Source organism: Bacillus sp. Pc3 (assembly GCF_000815145.1).
Lineage (GTDB): Bacteria > Bacillota > Bacilli > Bacillales > Bacillaceae > Bacillus > Bacillus velezensis.
The window spans coordinates 3783014-3801982 of the sequence record NZ_CP010406.1 but is presented as its reverse complement, the minus strand read 5'-3'; the positions used below and the strand labels follow the sequence as shown (position 1 = coordinate 3801982).

General features: G+C 45.5%; 22 protein-coding genes. 1 reads left to right on the top strand and 21 read right to left on the bottom strand.

Annotation, left to right across the window (positions count from 1 at the left end):
* Positions 1–46 precede the first annotated feature (46 nt).
* The 12 genes from hepT to SB24_RS18210 form a co-directional block, all read right to left on the bottom strand.
* The gene (gene hepT / locus SB24_RS18265) at positions 47–1009 is read right to left on the bottom strand and encodes a heptaprenyl diphosphate synthase component II (protein ID WP_003153454.1); all 963 of its coding nucleotides are present in this window, start codon (positions 1007–1009) and stop codon (positions 47–49) included.
* Between the two features lie 28 nt (positions 1010–1037).
* Entirely contained in the window at positions 1038–1739 is a 702-nt protein-coding gene (menG, locus tag SB24_RS18260; protein WP_003153453.1) for a demethylmenaquinone methyltransferase, read from the bottom strand.
* 5 nt (positions 1740–1744) lie between these two features.
* Positions 1745–2500 (bottom strand): heptaprenyl diphosphate synthase component 1, encoded by a 756-nt coding sequence (gene hepS, locus SB24_RS18255; protein ID WP_007409455.1) that lies wholly within the window; start codon positions 2498–2500, stop codon positions 1745–1747.
* Between the two features lie 156 nt (positions 2501–2656).
* Positions 2657–2884 (bottom strand): trp RNA-binding attenuation protein MtrB, encoded by a 228-nt coding sequence (mtrB, locus tag SB24_RS18250; protein WP_003153449.1) that lies wholly within the window; start codon positions 2882–2884, stop codon positions 2657–2659.
* A gap of 20 nt (positions 2885–2904) precedes the next feature.
* Complete coding sequence (gene folE / locus SB24_RS18245; protein WP_003153448.1) at positions 2905–3477, bottom strand: GTP cyclohydrolase I FolE; 573 nt, start codon at positions 3475–3477, stop codon at positions 2905–2907.
* Positions 3478–3663: 186 nt separating this feature from the next.
* Positions 3664–3942: a non-specific DNA-binding protein Hbs gene (hbs, locus tag SB24_RS18240; protein WP_003153447.1), complete on the bottom strand. Its 279-nt coding sequence runs from the start codon at positions 3940–3942 to the stop codon at positions 3664–3666.
* Between the two features lie 374 nt (positions 3943–4316).
* Positions 4317–5795 carry a stage IV sporulation protein A gene (spoIVA, locus tag SB24_RS18235; protein ID WP_007409454.1) on the bottom strand — a complete coding sequence of 493 codons (1479 nt, stop codon included), beginning with the start codon at positions 5793–5795 and terminating at the stop codon, positions 4317–4319.
* Between the two features lie 185 nt (positions 5796–5980).
* On the bottom strand, positions 5981–6715 hold the full coding sequence (locus SB24_RS18230; RefSeq protein WP_039254695.1) for a hypothetical protein: 735 nt from the start codon (positions 6713–6715) through the stop codon (positions 5981–5983).
* A gap of 19 nt (positions 6716–6734) precedes the next feature.
* The gene (locus SB24_RS18225) at positions 6735–6938 is read right to left on the bottom strand and encodes a DUF2768 domain-containing protein (RefSeq protein ID WP_003153435.1); all 204 of its coding nucleotides are present in this window, start codon (positions 6936–6938) and stop codon (positions 6735–6737) included.
* Between the two features lie 319 nt (positions 6939–7257).
* Complete coding sequence (locus tag SB24_RS18220; RefSeq protein ID WP_003153434.1) at positions 7258–8295, bottom strand: NAD(P)H-dependent glycerol-3-phosphate dehydrogenase; 1038 nt, start codon at positions 8293–8295, stop codon at positions 7258–7260.
* Positions 8296–8312: 17 nt separating this feature from the next.
* Positions 8313–9623, bottom strand: a complete 1311-nt coding sequence (gene der, locus SB24_RS18215; protein ID WP_003153433.1) for a ribosome biogenesis GTPase Der — start codon at positions 9621–9623, stop codon at positions 8313–8315.
* Positions 9624–9815: 192 nt separating this feature from the next.
* Positions 9816–10418 carry a YphA family membrane protein gene (locus tag SB24_RS18210; protein ID WP_017418044.1) on the bottom strand — a complete coding sequence of 201 codons (603 nt, stop codon included), beginning with the start codon at positions 10416–10418 and terminating at the stop codon, positions 9816–9818.
* Positions 10419–10494: 76 nt separating this feature from the next.
* Here SB24_RS18210 and SB24_RS19810 point away from each other — a divergent pair, with 76 nt between their 5' ends.
* Positions 10495–10626, top strand: a complete 132-nt coding sequence (locus tag SB24_RS19810) for a YpzI family protein (protein WP_003153429.1) — start codon at positions 10495–10497, stop codon at positions 10624–10626.
* A gap of 34 nt (positions 10627–10660) precedes the next feature.
* On the opposite strand, the gene fni is transcribed toward SB24_RS19810, so the two are convergent.
* The 9 genes from fni to SB24_RS18170 all read right to left on the bottom strand — a co-directional run bounded on the left by fni (position 10661) and on the right by SB24_RS18170 (position 18931).
* Positions 10661–11710 (bottom strand): type 2 isopentenyl-diphosphate Delta-isomerase, encoded by a 1050-nt coding sequence (fni, locus tag SB24_RS18205; RefSeq protein ID WP_039254689.1) that lies wholly within the window; start codon positions 11708–11710, stop codon positions 10661–10663.
* Between the two features lie 14 nt (positions 11711–11724).
* Entirely contained in the window at positions 11725–12873 is a 1149-nt protein-coding gene (rpsA, locus tag SB24_RS18200) for a 30S ribosomal protein S1 (RefSeq protein WP_003153426.1), read from the bottom strand.
* Positions 12874–13100: 227 nt separating this feature from the next.
* Complete coding sequence (cmk, locus tag SB24_RS18195; RefSeq protein WP_039254686.1) at positions 13101–13775, bottom strand: (d)CMP kinase; 675 nt, start codon at positions 13773–13775, stop codon at positions 13101–13103.
* 78 nt (positions 13776–13853) lie between these two features.
* Positions 13854–14030 (bottom strand): YpfB family protein, encoded by a 177-nt coding sequence (locus SB24_RS20275; RefSeq protein WP_003153420.1) that lies wholly within the window; start codon positions 14028–14030, stop codon positions 13854–13856.
* A gap of 46 nt (positions 14031–14076) precedes the next feature.
* Positions 14077–14733: a flagellar brake protein gene (locus SB24_RS18190; RefSeq protein ID WP_039254683.1), complete on the bottom strand. Its 657-nt coding sequence runs from the start codon at positions 14731–14733 to the stop codon at positions 14077–14079.
* A gap of 87 nt (positions 14734–14820) precedes the next feature.
* Positions 14821–16170, bottom strand: coding sequence for a germination protein YpeB (gene ypeB, locus SB24_RS18185; RefSeq protein WP_039254682.1), 1350 nt, complete (start codon positions 16168–16170; stop codon positions 14821–14823).
* A gap of 24 nt (positions 16171–16194) precedes the next feature.
* Positions 16195–17064, bottom strand: coding sequence for a spore cortex-lytic enzyme (sleB, locus tag SB24_RS18180; RefSeq protein ID WP_039254679.1), 870 nt, complete (start codon positions 17062–17064; stop codon positions 16195–16197).
* A gap of 130 nt (positions 17065–17194) precedes the next feature.
* On the bottom strand, positions 17195–17851 hold the full coding sequence (gene prsW, locus SB24_RS18175) for a glutamic-type intramembrane protease PrsW (RefSeq protein WP_003153415.1): 657 nt from the start codon (positions 17849–17851) through the stop codon (positions 17195–17197).
* A 96-nt stretch (positions 17852–17947) separates the two neighbouring features.
* A complete protein-coding gene (locus tag SB24_RS18170) occupies positions 17948–18931 on the bottom strand; it encodes a YpdA family putative bacillithiol disulfide reductase (protein WP_012117874.1) in 984 nt (327 codons plus the stop codon).
* Positions 18932–18969: the final 38 nt, after the last annotated feature.

The following is an 18969-nucleotide window of genomic DNA, read 5'->3' as shown; positions in this document are numbered from 1 at the left end:
ATCAATCCAGGGCGGAGAATGTTCACATCTTGTTCGTAAAAGGAATTTAAAATTTCCGTTTGCCGATATATTTGGCGATGGCGGCCAATGATGAGCGCGCACGTCCTCTCGGCAGTGTATTCAGTTTTTCAAACGCTTTTTTTAAGTACCTGTCACTGACGGCCATTGATTTTTCAATCGCGTCTGTGCGTTTAATATTTTCAATAATGGGGGCGAGCTGCTCCTGTGTTGTTTCACTGTTAATTAATTTCAGCTGATTTTTCAATTCAGGCTGACGGAGCGCGTACAAAACGGGCAGAGTGACATTTCCTTGCAGCAGATCCCCTCCGACCGGTTTTCCCAGTTCCTCTTCCGTTGAAGTGAAATCAAGAATGTCGTCAATAATCTGATAGGACATGCCCACGTAATAACCGAACCAATATAATGCTTTGTGAATCTTCTCATCAGCTCCCGAAGCGATGGCGCCGAGCTGGCAGCTGACGGCAATGAGAAGAGCCGTTTTCCGTTTGATGCGGCGCAAATAGGTTCTGAGGTTTTGTTCCATATTGTATTTATCTCTGATCTGTTCAATTTCTCCGAGGCATACTTCTACGATGGTTTTGGACAAGATCCGGTGGGCTTTCGGCTCATCCAATCTCGTCATCATCTCAAGTGAGCCCGCAAGCATATAATCACCGGTATACATAGCGATGCGGTTGTCCCACTTGGCTTTGATGGTCGGTTTTCCCCTCCGCAGCTCGGCGTCATCAATGACGTCGTCATGCACGAGGGACGCCATATGAATCATTTCCAGCGTCACCGCAACATATTTTATTTTATTAATGTCATAGTCGCCAAACATGCCGGAAAGCAATACGAAAACAGGGCGGATCCGCTTGCCGCCCGCCTGGAGCAGGTGAAGCCCGGCTTCACTCAGCAAAGGATAGTCTGACCGCACCGTTTGCTCAAGCTCCCTTTCAATCACATCAATATCGTCATTTAAAAAAGAATAGGCCATTTTAAATTTCATATCATTCACCCAAACATCTGTATATTCATCATTTCCAACCGATATGCGTAGCGGCCACTCCGCCGGTAAACGAATGGTATTTGACATTCGTCAGGCCCGCTTCTTCAAACAGACGCGCAAGTTCTTTCATACCGGGAAATTCTCTTGCCGATTCTTGAAGCCAAGAATATTCTTTATAGCTCTTCGCAAACATTTTTCCGAAGAAAGGCATGATGTATTTAAAATAAAGAAAATACGCCTGTCTGAATCCGAACATTTCCGGCTGGGATGTTTCCAGACATACGACCTGCCCGCCCGGTTTGACGACCCGCCGCATTTCTTTCAGCACGGTCAGATAGTCGGGAACGTTCCGCAGCCCGAAGCCGATGGTGACAAAATCAAAAGAATCATCAGCGAAAGGAAGCTCCATCGCATTTCCGTGCAAAAGCTCAATTTGGCTGTAACCGCCCTCTTTCACTTTTTTCTCACCGATGCTCAGCATATTTTTGCTGAAATCCAGTCCTTTGATTTCGCCGCTTTTTCCGGCCGCTTCTGCGAGGGCAATCGTCCAGTCAGCCGTTCCGCAGCAGACATCAAGCGCTTTTGCGCCTTCTTTTACATTCATGATCTGCATCGTTTTATCGCGCCATTTTTTATGCTGCTGAAAACTGATGACAGAGTTCATTTGGTCATAATTTTTATAGATTTTTTCAAACACGCCGTGTACGCGCTGTTCTTTTGACTCCTGCATGTTGATTACCCTTCTTCCACTTTCTGATGATATGTTTTGTCCTGGCTGATCGCTTTAAGCCGGTTCAGCATGAGGTTTTGGATTGGTGAATTGAGCGGCAGCAGCGTTTCAATGCTTTGCTTTGCCTTTCGGAAGCTATCTTCCATTATGTCAGCCTTTGATTTCCCTGACTTTACAATATTGCCGATGACATCGAGAAATATAGCATTGCCGTTCATCAGCCGCTTATATACAAAAAAATCACTCGCCAGCTCTTTCCAGCGCGGAAGATTAAAGTGGTCTGACACTCTGTGAAACAGGGCCGCTTCCACAATCGCCATGCTTTCGATCAATTGATTCAAGTCATTGACAGACCGATCGTACAGACGGATTTTATGCTCATTGATTTCTTTAATTGCCGTAGCGAGCGTCCGAATCATATAGATATCCTTCATTTCAGATAAAAGCGAATAATACAGTCCGCTGAAATAGTCGCCGGCAAGCACGGTGAGCTGCCGGTTTTTATTTTCGTCTCGCTTTAACGCTCTGGCTGTTGTCACTTCATCGTGGGTATCAAGGGCGCTTTGGACAAGCATCGCAGTTACTATGTAATTTTCTCTGTCGTTGTTCTTAATGTCCGCCTCTTCAAACAAAGCGTGAAAAAGAAGAAGCTTATCCTCATCGATTTTAGGCGCAGAAATATGTTTCGCTAAATAAGGATGAGACAGCTTTTGTTTTAATTTCGTATTTAGATTCGCTAAAGTTCCGTAGATGTCTTGCAAAAATATCACCCTTGTCCCCAAATTCACATTTATTCTAATATGTATGAGATTTACTCGTCATTATTATTCGCAGGTATCATTATAGCATAAAAAAAAGAAATTGGCTGTATTCTCCCGCCGTTTGCGGGCATTTGGCAAAAGCGGGAAACAGCCGGCTTATTTTTTTTCGCTGTTCATTTCTCCGTAAGCGGTCTGGATGAGGGCGTTGCCTCTCACTTTGATGGCAGAGGTATGCTCAGTAAACTGAGCGATAATCACTTCGCCTTTGTCCAGTTTTTCGGAATGGTGAAATTTCGTATCCGTTCCTCTCGTTAAACCGATGACGTTCACGCCGTCCTCGACCGCTTTAATGACGACAAAATCACTTGAATGCTTTGAATTCATATCTGCACCCTCTATCATTATTAATCCGCACGTTTAATATGTTCTAACACTTCGGAACGCGCCGCTGCGTCATCTTTAAAAATACCTCTTACAGCGGAAGTCACTGTTTTTGCACCTGGCTTTCTTACGCCCCTCATTGTCATGCACATATGCTCAGCCTCGACGACAACCATGACGCCGTGGGGATCTAAGGTCTCTACGATGCTTTCTGCAATCGTTGAAGTGATGCGCTCCTGCAGCTGCGGGCGTTTTGAGACGGCTTCCACCGCCCGCGCCAATTTACTCAGGCCCGTCACTTTGCCGCCGCGCGGAATGTAGGCAATATGCGCTTTTCCGTAAAAAGGAACAAGGTGATGTTCACACATGGAATGAAACGCGATATCTTTTACAAGAACAAGCTCCTCATGGTCTTCTCCGAAAACGGTTTTAAAGTGTTCTTTCGGGTCTTCATTTAATCCCGAGAATACTTCCGCGTACATTTTCGCCACGCGTTTCGGCGTATCTAAAAGCCCTTCCCGGTCCGGGTCTTCTCCAATCGCCTCTAAAATCTGGCGAACCGCCTGTTCAATCTGTTCTTTATTAACTTCTTTCATTGTCTGTGTCCTCCACCATTGAATACATTTAATTTCGATTCTAGCACATTTGCCGCGCCAAAAGCAAAACGAAAGTCCTGCCCGGTGACCGAGGCTGCTTAAATATGAAAAGCCCCTTTATCAAGGGGCTTTTCTGTGAAGAAACAAAGTGTATGTATCAGATGCATACACGATCTATATTCACAATTATTTTCCTGCAACAGCGTCTTTAAGAGCTTTACCTGGTTTGAAAGCAGGTACCTTGCTTGCAGGGATTTCGATTTCTTCACCAGTTTGCGGGTTACGTCCTTTACGTGCAGAGCGCTCGCGCACCTCAAAGTTACCGAAACCGATCAGTTGGATTTTATCACCGTTTTTAAGTGCATCTAAAATCGTATCAAAAACAGAATCAACTGCTTTTGTAGCGTCTTTTTTAGACAATTCGCTTGCTTCAGCAACCGCATTGATTAGTTCTGTCTTGTTCATGCCTTTCACCTCCTCCCAAAAGGGTATCAAATCAGCAGTTTATTATCATTTCTTCACAGTTCAGCCTGATTCTAAACCTGTCTGATAAAAAATCAAAGCAGGGAAGAACAGACAAGTAAACGGCTTTTCAAAAGAAAACAGACACTTTGAGGAATGTTTGTCCAACAAAGTGAAGATTTTCTGTATGTAGAGTAACACATATAAAAAGCCATATCAAGCATTTTAAAGCCTCAATCCCTTGCTCGTCAAGGTTTTCACGTGTTTTACCGAACAAATATTCCTTTTTTTGCTTTTTTCCTCCTAATCCTTGATTGATTTCCAGTATCTAAAAAGAATAAAAAAAGACCCCCCGTTTCAGGAAGAGGTCCTTCAGCTTACAAAATAATGGCGATCAGGCCGCCTGAGCCTTCGTTAATAATTCTCTCCAGCGTTTCTTTCAATTTATATCTCGCATTTTCCGGCATGAGTGACAGTTTTGCGGAGATTCCTTCTCTTACGATAGAGCTCAATGATCTGCCGAAAATATCGGAGTTCCAGATAGAAAGCGGATCATCTTCAAAGTCCTGCATTAAGTAACGGACAAGTTCTTCACTTTGTTTTTCCGTCCCGATGATCGGCGCGAATTCACTTTCCACATCCACTTTGATCATATGAATGGACGGAGCGACCGCTTTGAGCCTTACTCCGAATCTTGATCCCTGTCTGATGATTTCCGGTTCATCAAGGCTCATATCGGCTAAGGCCGGGGCGGCAATGCCGTAGCCGGTCTGTTTCACCATTTTCAGCGCATCTGATACCTGATCATATTCTTTTTTCGCGTGGGCGAAGTCCTGCATTAATTCAAGCAGGTGGTCTTTCCCGCGGATTTCAACGCCGACCACTTCTTTTAAAATCTGGTCATATAAATGATCCGGCGCATACAAATCAATTTCTGCGACACCCTGGCCAAGTTCGATTCCGGCCAATCCGGCGCTTTCAATAAACTCAAATTCACTGAAGTGGCCGACAACCCGGTCGACATCGCGCAGGCGTTTAATATCTTTTACGGTTTCTTTCACTGATTCCTGGTAGCTCTCTCTGAGCCAGTGATTTTCTTTCAGCACCATGACCCAGCTCGGAAGGTTGACATTGACTTCCAGCACAGGGAACTCGTAAAGCGCTTCTCTGAGGACGCTTAACACATCTGTTTCCCGCATGCTTTCAACACTCATGGCGAGGACGGGAATATCATATTTCGCGCTTAATTCAGCTCTGAGCGCTTCTGTTTCCGGGTGGTACGGTTTTACCGAGTTGATAACCATAATAAACGGTTTGCCGACTTCCTTCAGCTCGTCGATGACTCTTTCTTCCGCTTCCACGTAATCGCCCCGCGCAATATCGCCGATTGAGCCGTCTGTCGTAATGACGACCCCGATTGTGGAGTGTTCCTGGATGACTTTTCTCGTACCGATTTCCGCTGCCTCATGAAAGGGAATCGGTTCTTCGTACCAAGGTGTATTGATCATTCTCGGGCCGTTTTCATCCTCATATCCCTTCGCCCCGGGAACCGTATATCCCACACAATCCACAAGACGGATGTTGACATCAAGTCCTTCCGCGACATGAACGGACATGGCTTGATTCGGGACAAATTTTGGTTCTGTGGTCATTATCGTTTTTCCTGCTGCGCTTTGCGGAAGCTCATCCTGCGCCCGCGCTCGGTCGGCCTCATTGCTGATATTCGGGAGCACCACGAGCTCCATAAATTTTTTAATGAATGTAGATTTCCCTGTACGGACAGCGCCAACGACTCCTAAGTATATATCGCCCCCTGTTCGTTCAGCGATATCCTTGAAAATATCGACCTTTTCCAAGTGATCCCCTCCCGGACTTCCTATCCTTATCATTTTTCATTCACCATTCTCCAATCAAATACAGGACACTATATGTGTATGACGTTGTCCTATTTCAATATGACATCTTTAGAAAATTTTCAGGCAGTCTTTTCTATCAAAATCAAAAAAACCTTTCTCCCTATTTGTATGCGCGGGAAAAAGGTTCATTCCTGTTTCGTCTGACTTTCTAAAAAAACGGGTTCCTGTTTTTCATTTACGGTGTATGTGACTGAAAAGGCCGGGACGAAAGGAGTCTCTTTCCATAAAATATCTTGAATTTCCGCGCCCGGTTTGATTTTCTTTTTGTTTTCCTTCAGGCAGCGGGCGAGATCGACGCGATAGTCGGCATAGATTTCTCCGTCAGCGCCGATTAAAAGCGGCAGAGACGTGCCTGAAACCGGACTTTTGACTGAAGGAGAGTCTTTCATGCCGAGCTTTTTTTTATTTAAAGTGAACAGCCCTTGTGAAACGGCGTCCTCATAAGGAGGATATGTATGCTTTTCCTGATACATTTTGACACGCAGCTTCATGTCGCGGATTGCTTCTGCCATTTGGAGATCGACCAGCTTGACGGTCGGCTTATTTTCCACATCGACAAGCACGTATTGGTACATTCCTCCGCTTTCATAAGCTGAGGCCGGCGGCTCCTCTATGTATCTGGGCGCGAGCCGCTTAAAATCTATCGGATATTTTTGATAGAGCGGTGTTTTCATATCTTTTGTCTGAATCGGCAGAAGTCCGCCGTTCGCCTTTTTAAATTCATCCACTGCCGCTTGCACCTGCTGAAGCTGATGTTTGTAAGATACTTTATTTTCAGTTTTTTTTGCTTCAGGGTACAGACAGCCGGACAGCAGAAGCACCGCCATTGCCGTTATGACGGCCATTTTTAACTTATGCATTCCGCGCCCCCTTTTTGCTTTATTCATTGACAGGCCCGCTGAAAACGACCATTAACACGATCAATCCCGAGATGACCATGCAGGCATAAGCGAGTGAAGAAACCGCTGCTTTTATCAGTTTGTTTTTCACTTTGTACCTGCTGACATAAATAGAGGCCACCGCAACAAACATTAATCCCATAGCACCAAGCGCAAACCACATTTTCATTAATGCCACACTCATGTTCGTGCCCCCCGTCCCATCATTGTAAGCGTTATATTTCATTTTAATATACAAATGTTGAAAAGATCAACAGGTTTTCCATCTATTGAAAAAACAAAAAAAACTGAAGCAAAGAGGGGGACTTTGCTTCAGTCAAGTTGACTATATTCACCTGTACGTCTGAGATACACTCTCTTGGACTTCGATGCTATAGTATGCGCAGATGCATACGTCTGCATCCTCTTCTGCCTAAATCAGCAAATGTTTTAAGCGATTTCAGCCGGAGAGTTCTGCGTTTTGGACTTTCGTCACTTCAGAATATGCTGACGGCATGTTATTGTCACTTCACCCGGTTTTCGAATGTGTTGACCAAGTCTTCCATCTCATGGGTTTTCACTCTGGCCATTAAGGATTCTACGGCCGTTTCTACCTTCTGCCCGTTAAATAATACTTGGTGAAGCGCCTCTGTGATCGGCATTTTCACTTGGTATTTTTGAGACAGCTGATACGCAGCTTTCGTCGTCCGCACGCCTTCAACAACCATCCCCATCTTATCCAGGACAGCTTCCAGCTTATATCCTTTGCCGAGCAGGTTGCCGGCGCGCCAGTTTCGGGAATGAACGCTTGTACACGTCACGATTAAATCGCCTACGCCGGTCAGGCCGGAAAAGGTGAGCGGATTTCCGCCCATCTTTGTGCCGAGTCTGGCGATTTCAGCAAGACCTCGGGTGATTAAGGCCGCTTTTGCATTATCTCCGTATCCCAATCCGTCTGTAATCCCCGCTGCAAGAGCGATGATATTCTTTAACGCTCCCCCTATTTCCACACCGATCATATCCGGATTGGTATAGACGCGGAAATGCTGGTTCATAAATAAATCCTGAACCGCTTCTGCAGCCTTGATATTTTTTGAAGATGATGTAACAGTCGTCGGGTGTCTTAATCCGACTTCCTCAGCGTGGCTCGGCCCTGAAAGCACGACGATGTCTTTTCTGTACTCCTCAGGCAGCTCCTCTTCCATTAATTCTGAAATGCGGAGAAGCGAATCCGGCTCAATTCCCTTGCTGACATGAACAAAAATCGATTGTTTCGGGATGTACGGCAGAGCCTTTTTCAGCACTTCCCGAATGGCTTTTGTCGGAACTGCCACAATGATGAAGTCAGCTCCTTTTAAAGCCTCGCTTAAATCAGCTGTACCGATGATAGAACTTGATAGCTCCACCCCCGGCAGGTAATCTTTGTTTTCATGCAGTTCGTTGATTTGATCGATCAATTCGGCACGGTGTCCCCACATCATGACTTGATGTCCGTTATCAGCCAGCACTAAAGAAAGTGCAGTGCCCCAGCTTCCCGCTCCAAGCATTGCCACTTTTTTCATCTCTGTATCACACCTTTTTATTTTCTTGCTCTTGCAAATATTTTAATTGGCGTACCTTCAAATCCGAAAGCGTCCCGGATTCGGTTTTCTAAAAAGCGTTCATAAGAAAAATGCATCAGTTCCGGATCGTTGACAAAAACAACGAAGCTCGGCGGCTTAACAGCGACTTGAGTCGCATAATAAATTTTCAGACGGGAGCCGTTGTGCGTCGGAGTCGGATTCATGGCGACCGCATCCATAATGACATCATTTAAGACATTTGTCTGTACGCGGAGAGAGTGGTTTTCACTCGCTTTAATAATCGCAGGCATGAGTGTATGAATCCGCTTTGTCGTCAGTGCCGACATAAACAGCACCGGCGCGTAATCGAGAAATTGGAAATGTTCCCGAATATTCTGTTCAAATTCTTTCATCGTGCGTTCGTCTTTATCAACGGCATCCCATTTGTTTACGATAATGACGACGGCTTTCCCGGCTTCATGGGCGTATCCGGCGATCCGCTTGTCCTGCTCAAGGATGCCTTCTTCTGCATTCAGCACAACGCCGACGACGTCTGAGCGGTCAATGGCTTTTAACGCCCGAAGCACACTGTATTTTTCTGTTGTTTCATATACTTTACCCTTTTTTCTCATTCCCGCCGTGTCAACGATTACAAATTCCTGCTGATTGTAGGTGAACGCCGTATCCACAGCGTCTCTAGTCGTTCCGGCTACGTTGCTCACGATAACCCGCTCTTCGCCGAGCATCGCATTGACAAGGGATGATTTTCCGACATTCGGGCGGCCGATCAGGCAGAATTGAACGACATCATCACTGTACTTCGTCTCCGGAATGTTTTTAAAATGCTCGGCACAAGCATCGAGCAAATCTCCCAATCCTAAACCGTGTGTGCCCGAAATCGGATACGGTTCTCCAAAGCCGAGCGCATAAAAGTCATAGATGTTCGCTCTCATTTCGGTATTATCTAATTTATTAACGGCTAATACGACCGGTTTTTTCGTCCGGTACAGTATTTTTGCCACTTCTTCATCCGCAGACGTCACACCTTCGCGGCCGTTCACCATAAAGATGATCACATCAGCCTCGTCCATGGCGATTTCAGCCTGCTGGCGGATCTGTGTCAGAAACGGTTCGTCTCCGATATCAATTCCGCCCGTATCAATCAGGTTAAAATCATAATTCAGCCATTCCGCCGAACTGTATATCCGGTCCCGCGTCACTCCGGGGGTATCTTCTACTATTGAAATTCTTTCACCCGCAATCCGGTTAAAGATTGTGGATTTTCCCACATTCGGTCTTCCGACAATGGCTACGACAGGTTTACCCATAGTACCCTTCCTTTCAATCCAGCCGCTTACATTTTCACAAAAAATTGTTCAACCGGTTATTAAAAATCATCTTCGCTATGAAAAGAACCCTTCAAACAGAAGGGCTTAACTCATTTATTATATCAGTTTTCACTGAGATCACAATGTATTCTTCAAAATGTTTCGCATTCATGTAACAGTCTCCGTCTGTTTTCAAGACATTTTTGTCGCTCCTTTGCCCTGCTTTTTGCTTTTTTGGCTGATGCGCGCCGCAAGCTGTTCATATGTAGTCAGCCCGACGAGCAGAATCACTCCCGCCGAACAGCCTGAAAGCCATTTATAATCACCGACGGCTGCCGCACCCGCAATGTTGCGGATGACCGCAGCATACAATAACTCCCCCTGGCACATGCCGAGAACAAAAAGACAAAGCCTCTCAGGGAACCGCCCCTCAACGGAAAGTGTAATAACGGTAAGCAGTATAACCGCCGCCCATTCAGGTTTTATGATAAACCAAACAGGATCATATAATGCAAAAAGAAAAATAAAGCCGTACGCCGCAGACGCCGTCAGATGAATCACAATATGACGGAGCCGTTTATGCATGCCGAGGCTTCCCGCATAAACAAATGCCGCAGCAAAAAACATGACATATGCCGCATTCAACGTAAAATAAGCCGTAATCTGATGTATGCTTGCCATCATATTAGTCAAAATAAAGACTGATACGTAAAAACGGCTTTTTGTTTTGGCAAAAATAAAAGTCGCAAGTATCCATAAAAACCACATTGACCAGTAATAATAAAACGGTTCCATAATCGCTCCTCCTCTGATCAGTATGGAGCGGGAACGCATTTTTTAAACCAATTATGCCTGAAAGGAGCGGATAAGGATGGGAAAAGACAGACAGGAGAAAAAACTGAAAGCCTCCCGACGAGTGGAATCTGATCGCGATGATTCGATTCACCATAAAGGAGCGACAAGCCTTGAGCAAAACGGGGAATTCCGAAAAAGAAAATCGTAAAAAACAGAAAAAGGCATGCGGGTTCGCATGCCTTTTAACGTCTGCTGAAACGGGATGTGTCAATTCCCCGTTCAGAAAGCCAGTGATGTGTGTCACCTTTTATGACCAAAGGCGCCTTTTGCAATTGGGCAACCGATTGGCATCCGAGGGCGGTCATAATCATTTTCAGCTCTTGTAAAAGCGCCGTCATCTCGTCAAACAGGCCCTCTTCTCCTTTAGAGGTGAGAGCTTTCAGGAAAGTGCCCGCCATTCCCGCGCTGGAAGCGCCGAGGGCAATCGATTTGGCGACATCCAGGGCACTTTGCAGCCCGCCGGATGCGATAATTGATTGATCAGCGGAGAGCGAGTGGATTTCCGCTAAGCTTGCGGCAGTGGAAATTCCCCACGTATTAAAAAATTGAAGCGCCTTCTCTCTGCGCATATTTTCGATCTTAGAGAAATTTGTACCGCCGTATCCGCCGGCATCAACTGCTGCTGCGCCAGCATCAAATAACTGCCGTGCCGATTCCCTGCTCATTCCGAAGCCGACTTCTTTGACAAAAACGGGCACTCCCGCTTCCGCCGCAATCCGCTCAATACGGCCGAGAGCGCCAGTAAAGCTTCTGTCACCCTCTGGCATGACGATCTCCTGAATCACATTTAAATGAATCTGGAGGGCATCTGCTTGAATCATATCAACTGCCCTTTTCGCCTGCTCGGCATCCGCCTCGCTGCCTAAATTGGCAAATATCAGCCCGTCCGGATTCTCTTTTCTGACGATCTCGTAAGAATACCGTTCGGAGGGATCTTTTAAAGCTGACATTTGCGAACCGACAGCCAGCGGCATGCCGGCTTTGCACGCGGCTCTTGCCAGCGATCTGTTAATTTCGTATGTAAGCTGTCCGCCGCCGCCTGTCATCGCATTGATAAAAATCGGCGAACTGCTTGTGAGTCCGCCGATTTTCGTTGATATATCCACTTTTTCCAATGCTAGGTTCGGTAGGCTGACATGAACAAACGTAATATCATCAAGCCCTGTTTCCCGGTTTTGGCCGGTAGACAGCGCATGATTTATATGTTCTCTTTTTCGTTCTGCTCGTGTCACGTTTTATCACCAATTTATTTTAATTTATTAAGCTTGTCTCCGATTAAATCGCCAAGCTGGAAGCCGGTGCTCGGCTCTTCTTTCGCCTGGTATTGGCGGAAGTCCTCCTGATCGGCTTTCGGCGCTTCTTCAAGCTCACGCATGCTTAAGGAAATGCGCTCTTCGCTTTCGTTCACGTCAAGCACTTTCACTTTAACAGTCTGTCCTTCTTCTAGCACTTCATGCGGCGTTCCGATATGTTTATTGGAAATTTGCGAAATGTGCACAAGTCCTTCCACGCCCGGAAGAATTTCAACGAAGGCGCCGAAGCTTACAAGGCGCTGCACTTTCCCTTCAAGCACATCTCCCTGTTTTACCTTTTCGCCGATCTGGCTCCAAGGTCCCGGCAGCGTTTCTTTAATAGATAAAGAAATACGCTCGTTATCGCGGTCTACGGACAGTACTTTCACTTTTACGTCCTGACCTTCTTCCACCACGTCAGACGGTTTTTCGACGTGTGAATGAGACAGCTGCGAAATATGAACAAGCCCGTCAATTCCGCCGATGTCGACAAATGCGCCGAAATCAGTCAGACGCTGCACTTTTCCTTCAAGCACGCTTCCAACCTCAAGCGTTTGGAGAAAATCATGCTTTTTGGCTGTCTGTTCTTTTTCCACTACAGCCCGGTGTGACAGAATCACCCGGTTTTTATCACGGTCGAGTTCAACGACGATAAGAGAGAGGGTTTTCCCTTTATAGTCAGTGAAATCCTCGACGAAATGAGCTTCGACAAGTGATGCGGGAATGAAGCCGCGAACGCCGATATCAACGACGAGACCGCCTTTCACCACATCTTTCACTTCAGCTTCAAACACTTCTTTTGTGTCGAATTTTTTTTCAAGGTCTTCCCAAGCGCGGTCAGCATCAACGGCACGTTTAGATAAAATCAAAGCATCGTCTTCCACTTTTGTTACTTTCAGGTCAAGCTCGTCGTCAACTTTTACGACATCCGATGCTTTCTCTACATGAAGACTTGATAATTCACTGATTGGAATGATTCCGGACTGTTTGACATTGACAATTTCGACATCTACATGCTTGTCCTCTACCTTTGTCACAATCCCTTTTACTACATCTCCAACCTCTGGCACTTGAACATCAATTTGATTCATTTCCTCTGTCATTTGAATAACCTCCTTGGTCCAAACCTACACAGCTTAATTAATACGGTTTGAAAGCCGAACATGTGAATGTCCGCTTTTCAGCCGAATATGTATTAAAGAATCATCCAAAAAAGATTTTGAATGATCAATAAAAAGTTTTATTAGTATTAACTTCTAATAAATGGACTGGTTTGTCAAGCAATAACATCTTGTCTTTCGAAAAAAATTATAAAGCGCTCCGCCCGGACTTAACGTGATTTCTGTTTGACGATCTCCAGAATTTTCCCTGCGACTTCGGCAATGCTGAGTGACGTCGTATCGATTTCAATCGCGTCTTCCGCTTTGCGCAGCGGGGAAACTTCCCTCTCTGAATCGAGTTTGTCTCGTCTGGCAATTTCTTCAATGAGCGTCTCGTAATTCACGTCATAGCCTTTTTTCTTATTCTCTTCATATCGGCGCTTCGCTCTTTCCTCTACGGACGCGAGCAGAAAAATTTTCACTTCGGCATCAGGCAGCACATGAGTACCGATATCACGGCCGTCCATGACGACACCGCCTTTTTCTCCGAGCTGCTGCTGTCTTTTGACCATTTCTTCTCTGACGCCTTTATGCTTGGCGGCGATTGATACTTGGTTGCTGACTTCGTCTTTTCGGATTTCTTCTGTCACATCTTCTCCGTTTACCAGAACGATTTGTCCTTCCGGAGCGGATACAAGCTCAATTTCCGTGCGCTTCAGCAGCTCTGTAAGCGCGGCTTCATCGGTTAAATCGGCATTCTGCTTGAGCGCCGTATATGTAATGGCACGATACATCGCCCCTGTATCAATGTACACATATGATTTTTTCTCAGCCACTATTTTAGCAACGGTGCTTTTTCCGGCAGCGGCCGGCCCGTCGATCGCAATTGATAATTTCTTGTCCATAATCTCTCTCCTTGCTCTTTACTCCTCTATGGATTGTATCATGAACTGCCGGAAAAGGGGCGAAAAAATTGAGCTGATTTACCGCTTTACCGTTTCAATCCATTCTTTTTTCTCCATTTTATCAACTCCCTCATATTTCACAGCTTTCGATATATAAGGTTCAATAGGCTGATAATGAAGCAAAAACTGCACCGCGCCCAAAATGATAAGCTGAATGCAGACCAATTTGACCAGCAGACGTTCAAACGTTTTCATACACGCGCACCTCCATTAGGATTAGTATGGAAAAGTGCGCTGCTGTTTATTCCGACAGACTGTTTCTTCTCTGCTGCAGCTGCGCGCGCATACAATATTGGAGTAAAAGCTGCTGCGATGCGGGACCGATTTCTGTAAATTCAAGCGTTATTTTTTGTTTATCCGCCTTTTCATCATAAAAAATCCGCTGGGTAACAGCCTCGGCCGTAATATCGGCTGTATTTTCTTTGCCGGGAAGAGAAAATGAGACATACAGCTTTTCACCTGGTTCCGCGGAAATATGCTCAGGCATCACAACAGCGATGCCGCCGGCGCTGATATTAGAGGAAACCGTTTGGAAAGCGGTTTTTTTCGCTTCCATTTTGACGGATACATCCAATACTGCGTCTGCACGGACGTATCGGCGTCTTTGAATCCGTTTCATTTCCTCCTGAGGGGGGATGTCCAATCCGATCATCGGGATGGGGTCTTTTTTCTTTCCTTTGATTATGCTTTTAAATTGATACGGCACTTGGCCTTCCCCCATAAATTCCGCTTTTATTTCCAATCCTTTATGCAAAAAGACCGTCCGTCCCGAATCCAGATCGACGGGATATGAGATGTGGAGTTCGCCGTTTTCAACGCTTACTGCTTTGCTCCTCGCTTTTTTGGGCTCATTGTTCTCTATATATTCAATCCAAATATAATCTCCGACAGCTATCATGGGCCTTCACTCTTTCATTATTTATGCTTTTATTAAAGCATGTAATGAAAAAAAGGAAAAGACTTTTAGTCCTTTCCTCCTTTATTTTTATAGGTCTTTATATATAGGTTCTGCACTTTTTAACTTTTCTATTTTTTCCTCTTTTCCGTCGTCCGCATTAATGAACATTTGATACGTGTCTTTCCCGATCGTCCCGAGCATTTCGTAGCAAAGCACTTCCTGACCGAGCTCATTCGTGATCAGCGCCTGCCGGGTCTCCCGCACTTCAACATTTTTATTCAGCTTCGCTTTCGCTTCATCAGCTGACAAAGCGGGAGCCGGAATCGTTCTCGTGCGGTGCGCCGACAGGTAATCACGCGCGGAAAAACCGACGACTTCACCATCATCCAGCGCCACTTTCATTCGGATGGCTTCCGGATAAATGCGGACGTTTTTCTCCACGGGAATAAAAGAAAAGACGCCGATGTTATTATATTGCGCGCTTTCATCAATTTCGAGGCCTTTTGTTTCATATCCGTTTTTCTTTAAAAACGCGACAGCCCGGTTAGATGCTTCATTGAGGCTGATCTTTTGTTTCTTCACGGCCCGTTTTTGAATCAAATAGACAGGATGTCCCCCTTTTTGGGTAATATCCATATAGATAAAAGATTTGTTGTCGGCGTCTTTCATGCGGATGCTGTATACGTCCCGATTCGTTTTCCTGCCGCTTTTGACCACTTTAATTGAATAATTATGATCAGGCGCAAACCGTTGCGCGATTTTGACCGCTTCTTTTTCCGTAATTTGTTTTCCTTTCAGATGCGTAAAACCTTTTCGTTCTGTATTTGCTCCTGTAAATGTGGGGCTGATGCTGTCTTCAGAAAAAGCGCCTACATTTTTTTCGACTGTTTTAAAGCTGTCGACGATCGTATTATCGCTTTGTTTTTTGTCAGAGGCGAGCGCCATCTCAACATCCATCCACCGTAAATTTTTGCTCATGACGAGATGCTGAACGCTGCGGAGCTGGTTTTGAATGTTCTCCGCCTGTTTGTACAGGCTGTTCAGTGTTGTATATTCTTTCTTATCAAGCGGTTTTTGGTCTAAATCCCGGACGGATGTTTTATAGCTGAAATCTCCTATGTTGGATAAAAACTCCTCCGTCTTATTAAAAGGCATGAGAGTCAGGGGCAGCTGGCTCACATTGTTATGAGCTTCAGATGTTATTCTCCATACATCAATGAGCGCCGGAGACAGAGATTTTTTACTGTTCATCGCAAGCGTCGTCCCGATTTTGTCGTGAAGCTGATCTACATGGTACGTTAATTCATGAAAAGCCCTCTGATAATTATTTTCCGCATGCAGAAGGACCGCATCTTTTTCTTGATGCTCTTTATATCCCCAATATCCGGTTGCGGCGATCGCGACACCGAGAACAGCGATAATGATTCCTCTAATCATGTTAACACCTCATTTTGCGTACTTTTACTCACAGAAAATGTGTTTTCCGATTCTTTTTATCTGCGGACGTCCCCAAATCCATTTGCTTGTCGCCGTATCAGGATTAAAATAATAAATTGCGTTTTCAGAAGGATCCCAGCCGTTGATCGCATCAAGAACCGCTTCTTTTGCTCTTTCATTCGGCTGCATATATATTTGGCCGTCGGCAACGGCGGTAAACGCGAGCGGTTCGAAAATGACGCCGGCCACCGTATTCGGAAATAACGGGCTTTTAATACGGTTTAAAATAACCGCGGCGATGGCAACCTGCCCTTCAAACGGCTCACCGCGCGCTTCCCCGTACACAGCCTGTGCCAGAAGATTGATGTCGTTGTTTGAGAAACCGCCAGGCATATTGGCCGCTGTCGTATTTTGCTTTTGATTTGACTGACCGCCTGTATTGTTTTGCGGCTTTTGAGCAGGCTTATTCGTTTCCGCCGGCTTCTGCGTTCCGGCCCTCGGTTTTGTTTGGTTTTCCAATGGGACGTTGCCATAATGAGTGAACGTATTCCCTTTTTGGATCTGCTCCATTACATATTCACGGTAATATTTTGATTTAGAAATCAGCACCTGTTTGGTTTTCGCGCCGACGAGGCCGTCAACCGGCTTCATGCCGAATTTCTCCTGAAAATTTCTCACGGCCCAGTATGTGGTCCAGCCGTAAACACCATCGATTTTCCCGTTATAAAATCCGTTATATTGAAGACGGGCCTGCAATTCTATAACATCATCACCCGTCGCGCCTCTTTGAATCACTTGATTTGAAAACGCATGAACCGTTTCATGATGATCGAAGAAAGCAGCGGCGAAAGAAAATAGAATGAGACATGCCATAAAGGCTCCTTTGCACTTCATCTCTTCAAGCCTCCTACTGCAAAATTTAAAGTGTACCCGTATTGTCTGTCACGAGGTTATTTTTATGCACGTTTCCTTCTTATCCCCTGTCAAGGCATAAAAAAGAAACCGCACGCGACGCGCGGTTTCTTCACACTTGGATCATATTGACGGAGCGTGCTTTTTTTGCCTTTCGCAGCCCGAACCACCATAAAAACAGCATAAACGGCAGCATATAATATACCCAATGATTGAGGGCGGTAAGAATAAAATCGTAAGAACCGTGCAGACATGAAGGCACGGCCAGCGAAATCACAAGCCATTTGACACGGGCTTTTTTCTGCGAAAAGCGGGCTTTTCCGAGATAAAATCCCATAATCACTCCGATCAGCGCATGGCAGGAGACCGGCAGAAGCGCCCTGATGAAAGCATGCTCAACGCCGTGGCCGAATAAATACAGAATATTTTCAAGCGTGGCAAATCCTAAAGACACACTGGCCCCGTAAACGATTCCGTCATAATGCTCATCAAAATGAGCATGCGGATACACACTGATCATCAGAACGAACCATTTCACCGATTCTTCCAGAAATCCCGAAGACAAAAACGAAACGAAAAAGCTTCCTCCCCCCACATGCTCTTTTTCAAGAACATATTGGATAAACATGGTCGGAAACACAAGGACAACCCCGAGAAAAAAAGACCTCAGCACCATATGTACGGGTTCATTGTCATACTGATCTTTTAAATAAAAATAGCTTAACAGCGCAATGCCGGGAGCAATTCCTGCAGAGATGATTGCAAACATCAGGCAACCTCTTTCCTTTATATTCCTATATCTATCGTACCATGTTGTTCACATTTTTACATCTTTCAATTTTTTTAAAAAAGAGCATATGAATGATCATATGCTCTCTGCACCCAGCCGTTTTGATATTTCATTTGCGATCAAGCCGCCGTGAAAACGGCCGTTCTCGATAAAAATTTCGTTGGCGTTATTTCCAGCCGCAATGACTCCGGCGATAAAAACACCGTCAACATTTGTTTCCATCGTTTCTTCCCGGAAAAACGGCCGGCCTGATTCCGCATCAATCCGCACACCGATTTTTTCGAGGAAACCGTGATCGGGATGGTATCCCGTCATGGCAAATACGAAATCGTTTTTCAGCCGGACCGTCTCATTTCGGCCGGAGCGGAAAATGATTTCATCTTCCGTCACTTCTTCAAGACAAGCGCCGAATTCCATCCGGATTGTGCCGTTTCTGACGAGGGCCTCAAACTCAGGCAGAATCCACGGCTTGATGCTCGGGGAGTACTCATGTCCTCTGTAGAGCACCGTGACGCGCGCACCGGACTTCACCAGTTCCAAAGCCGCGTCCACACTTGAGTTTTTCCCGCCGATCACAGCAACATCTTTATCAAAATAAGGATGGCCTTCTTTAAAGTAATGAAATACCTTAGGAAGCCCTTCACCCGGTATGTTCATATAATTCGGATGATCATAATATCCTGTCGCAATGATACAAAACGGAGTGAGGTAGCGGTCTTTTGATGTTTCTACAAGAAAACGGCCGTCTTCCTGTTTCGTTACGCGCTCCACCGTTTCAAAGGCGTTTACGCGCAGCTCTTTTCTTCTGACAACCTCTCTGTAGTAAGAGAGAGCCTGTATTCGGACCGGTTTTCTGTTTTCCGTAATAAAGGCGACATCGCCAATCTCCAATTTTTCACTTGAACTGAAAAAAGTTTGGTGGGTCGGATAGTTATAAATGCTGTTTACGACATTCCCTTTTTCGATTACAAGCGCGTTCACGCCAATTTGCTTCAGATGTATAGCCGCCGATAATCCGCAAGGACCTCCGCCTATTATAATTGCTTTTTCTTCTGTCATGTCCTTCAACTCCTGCGATTGGCATTTCCATCATAAGT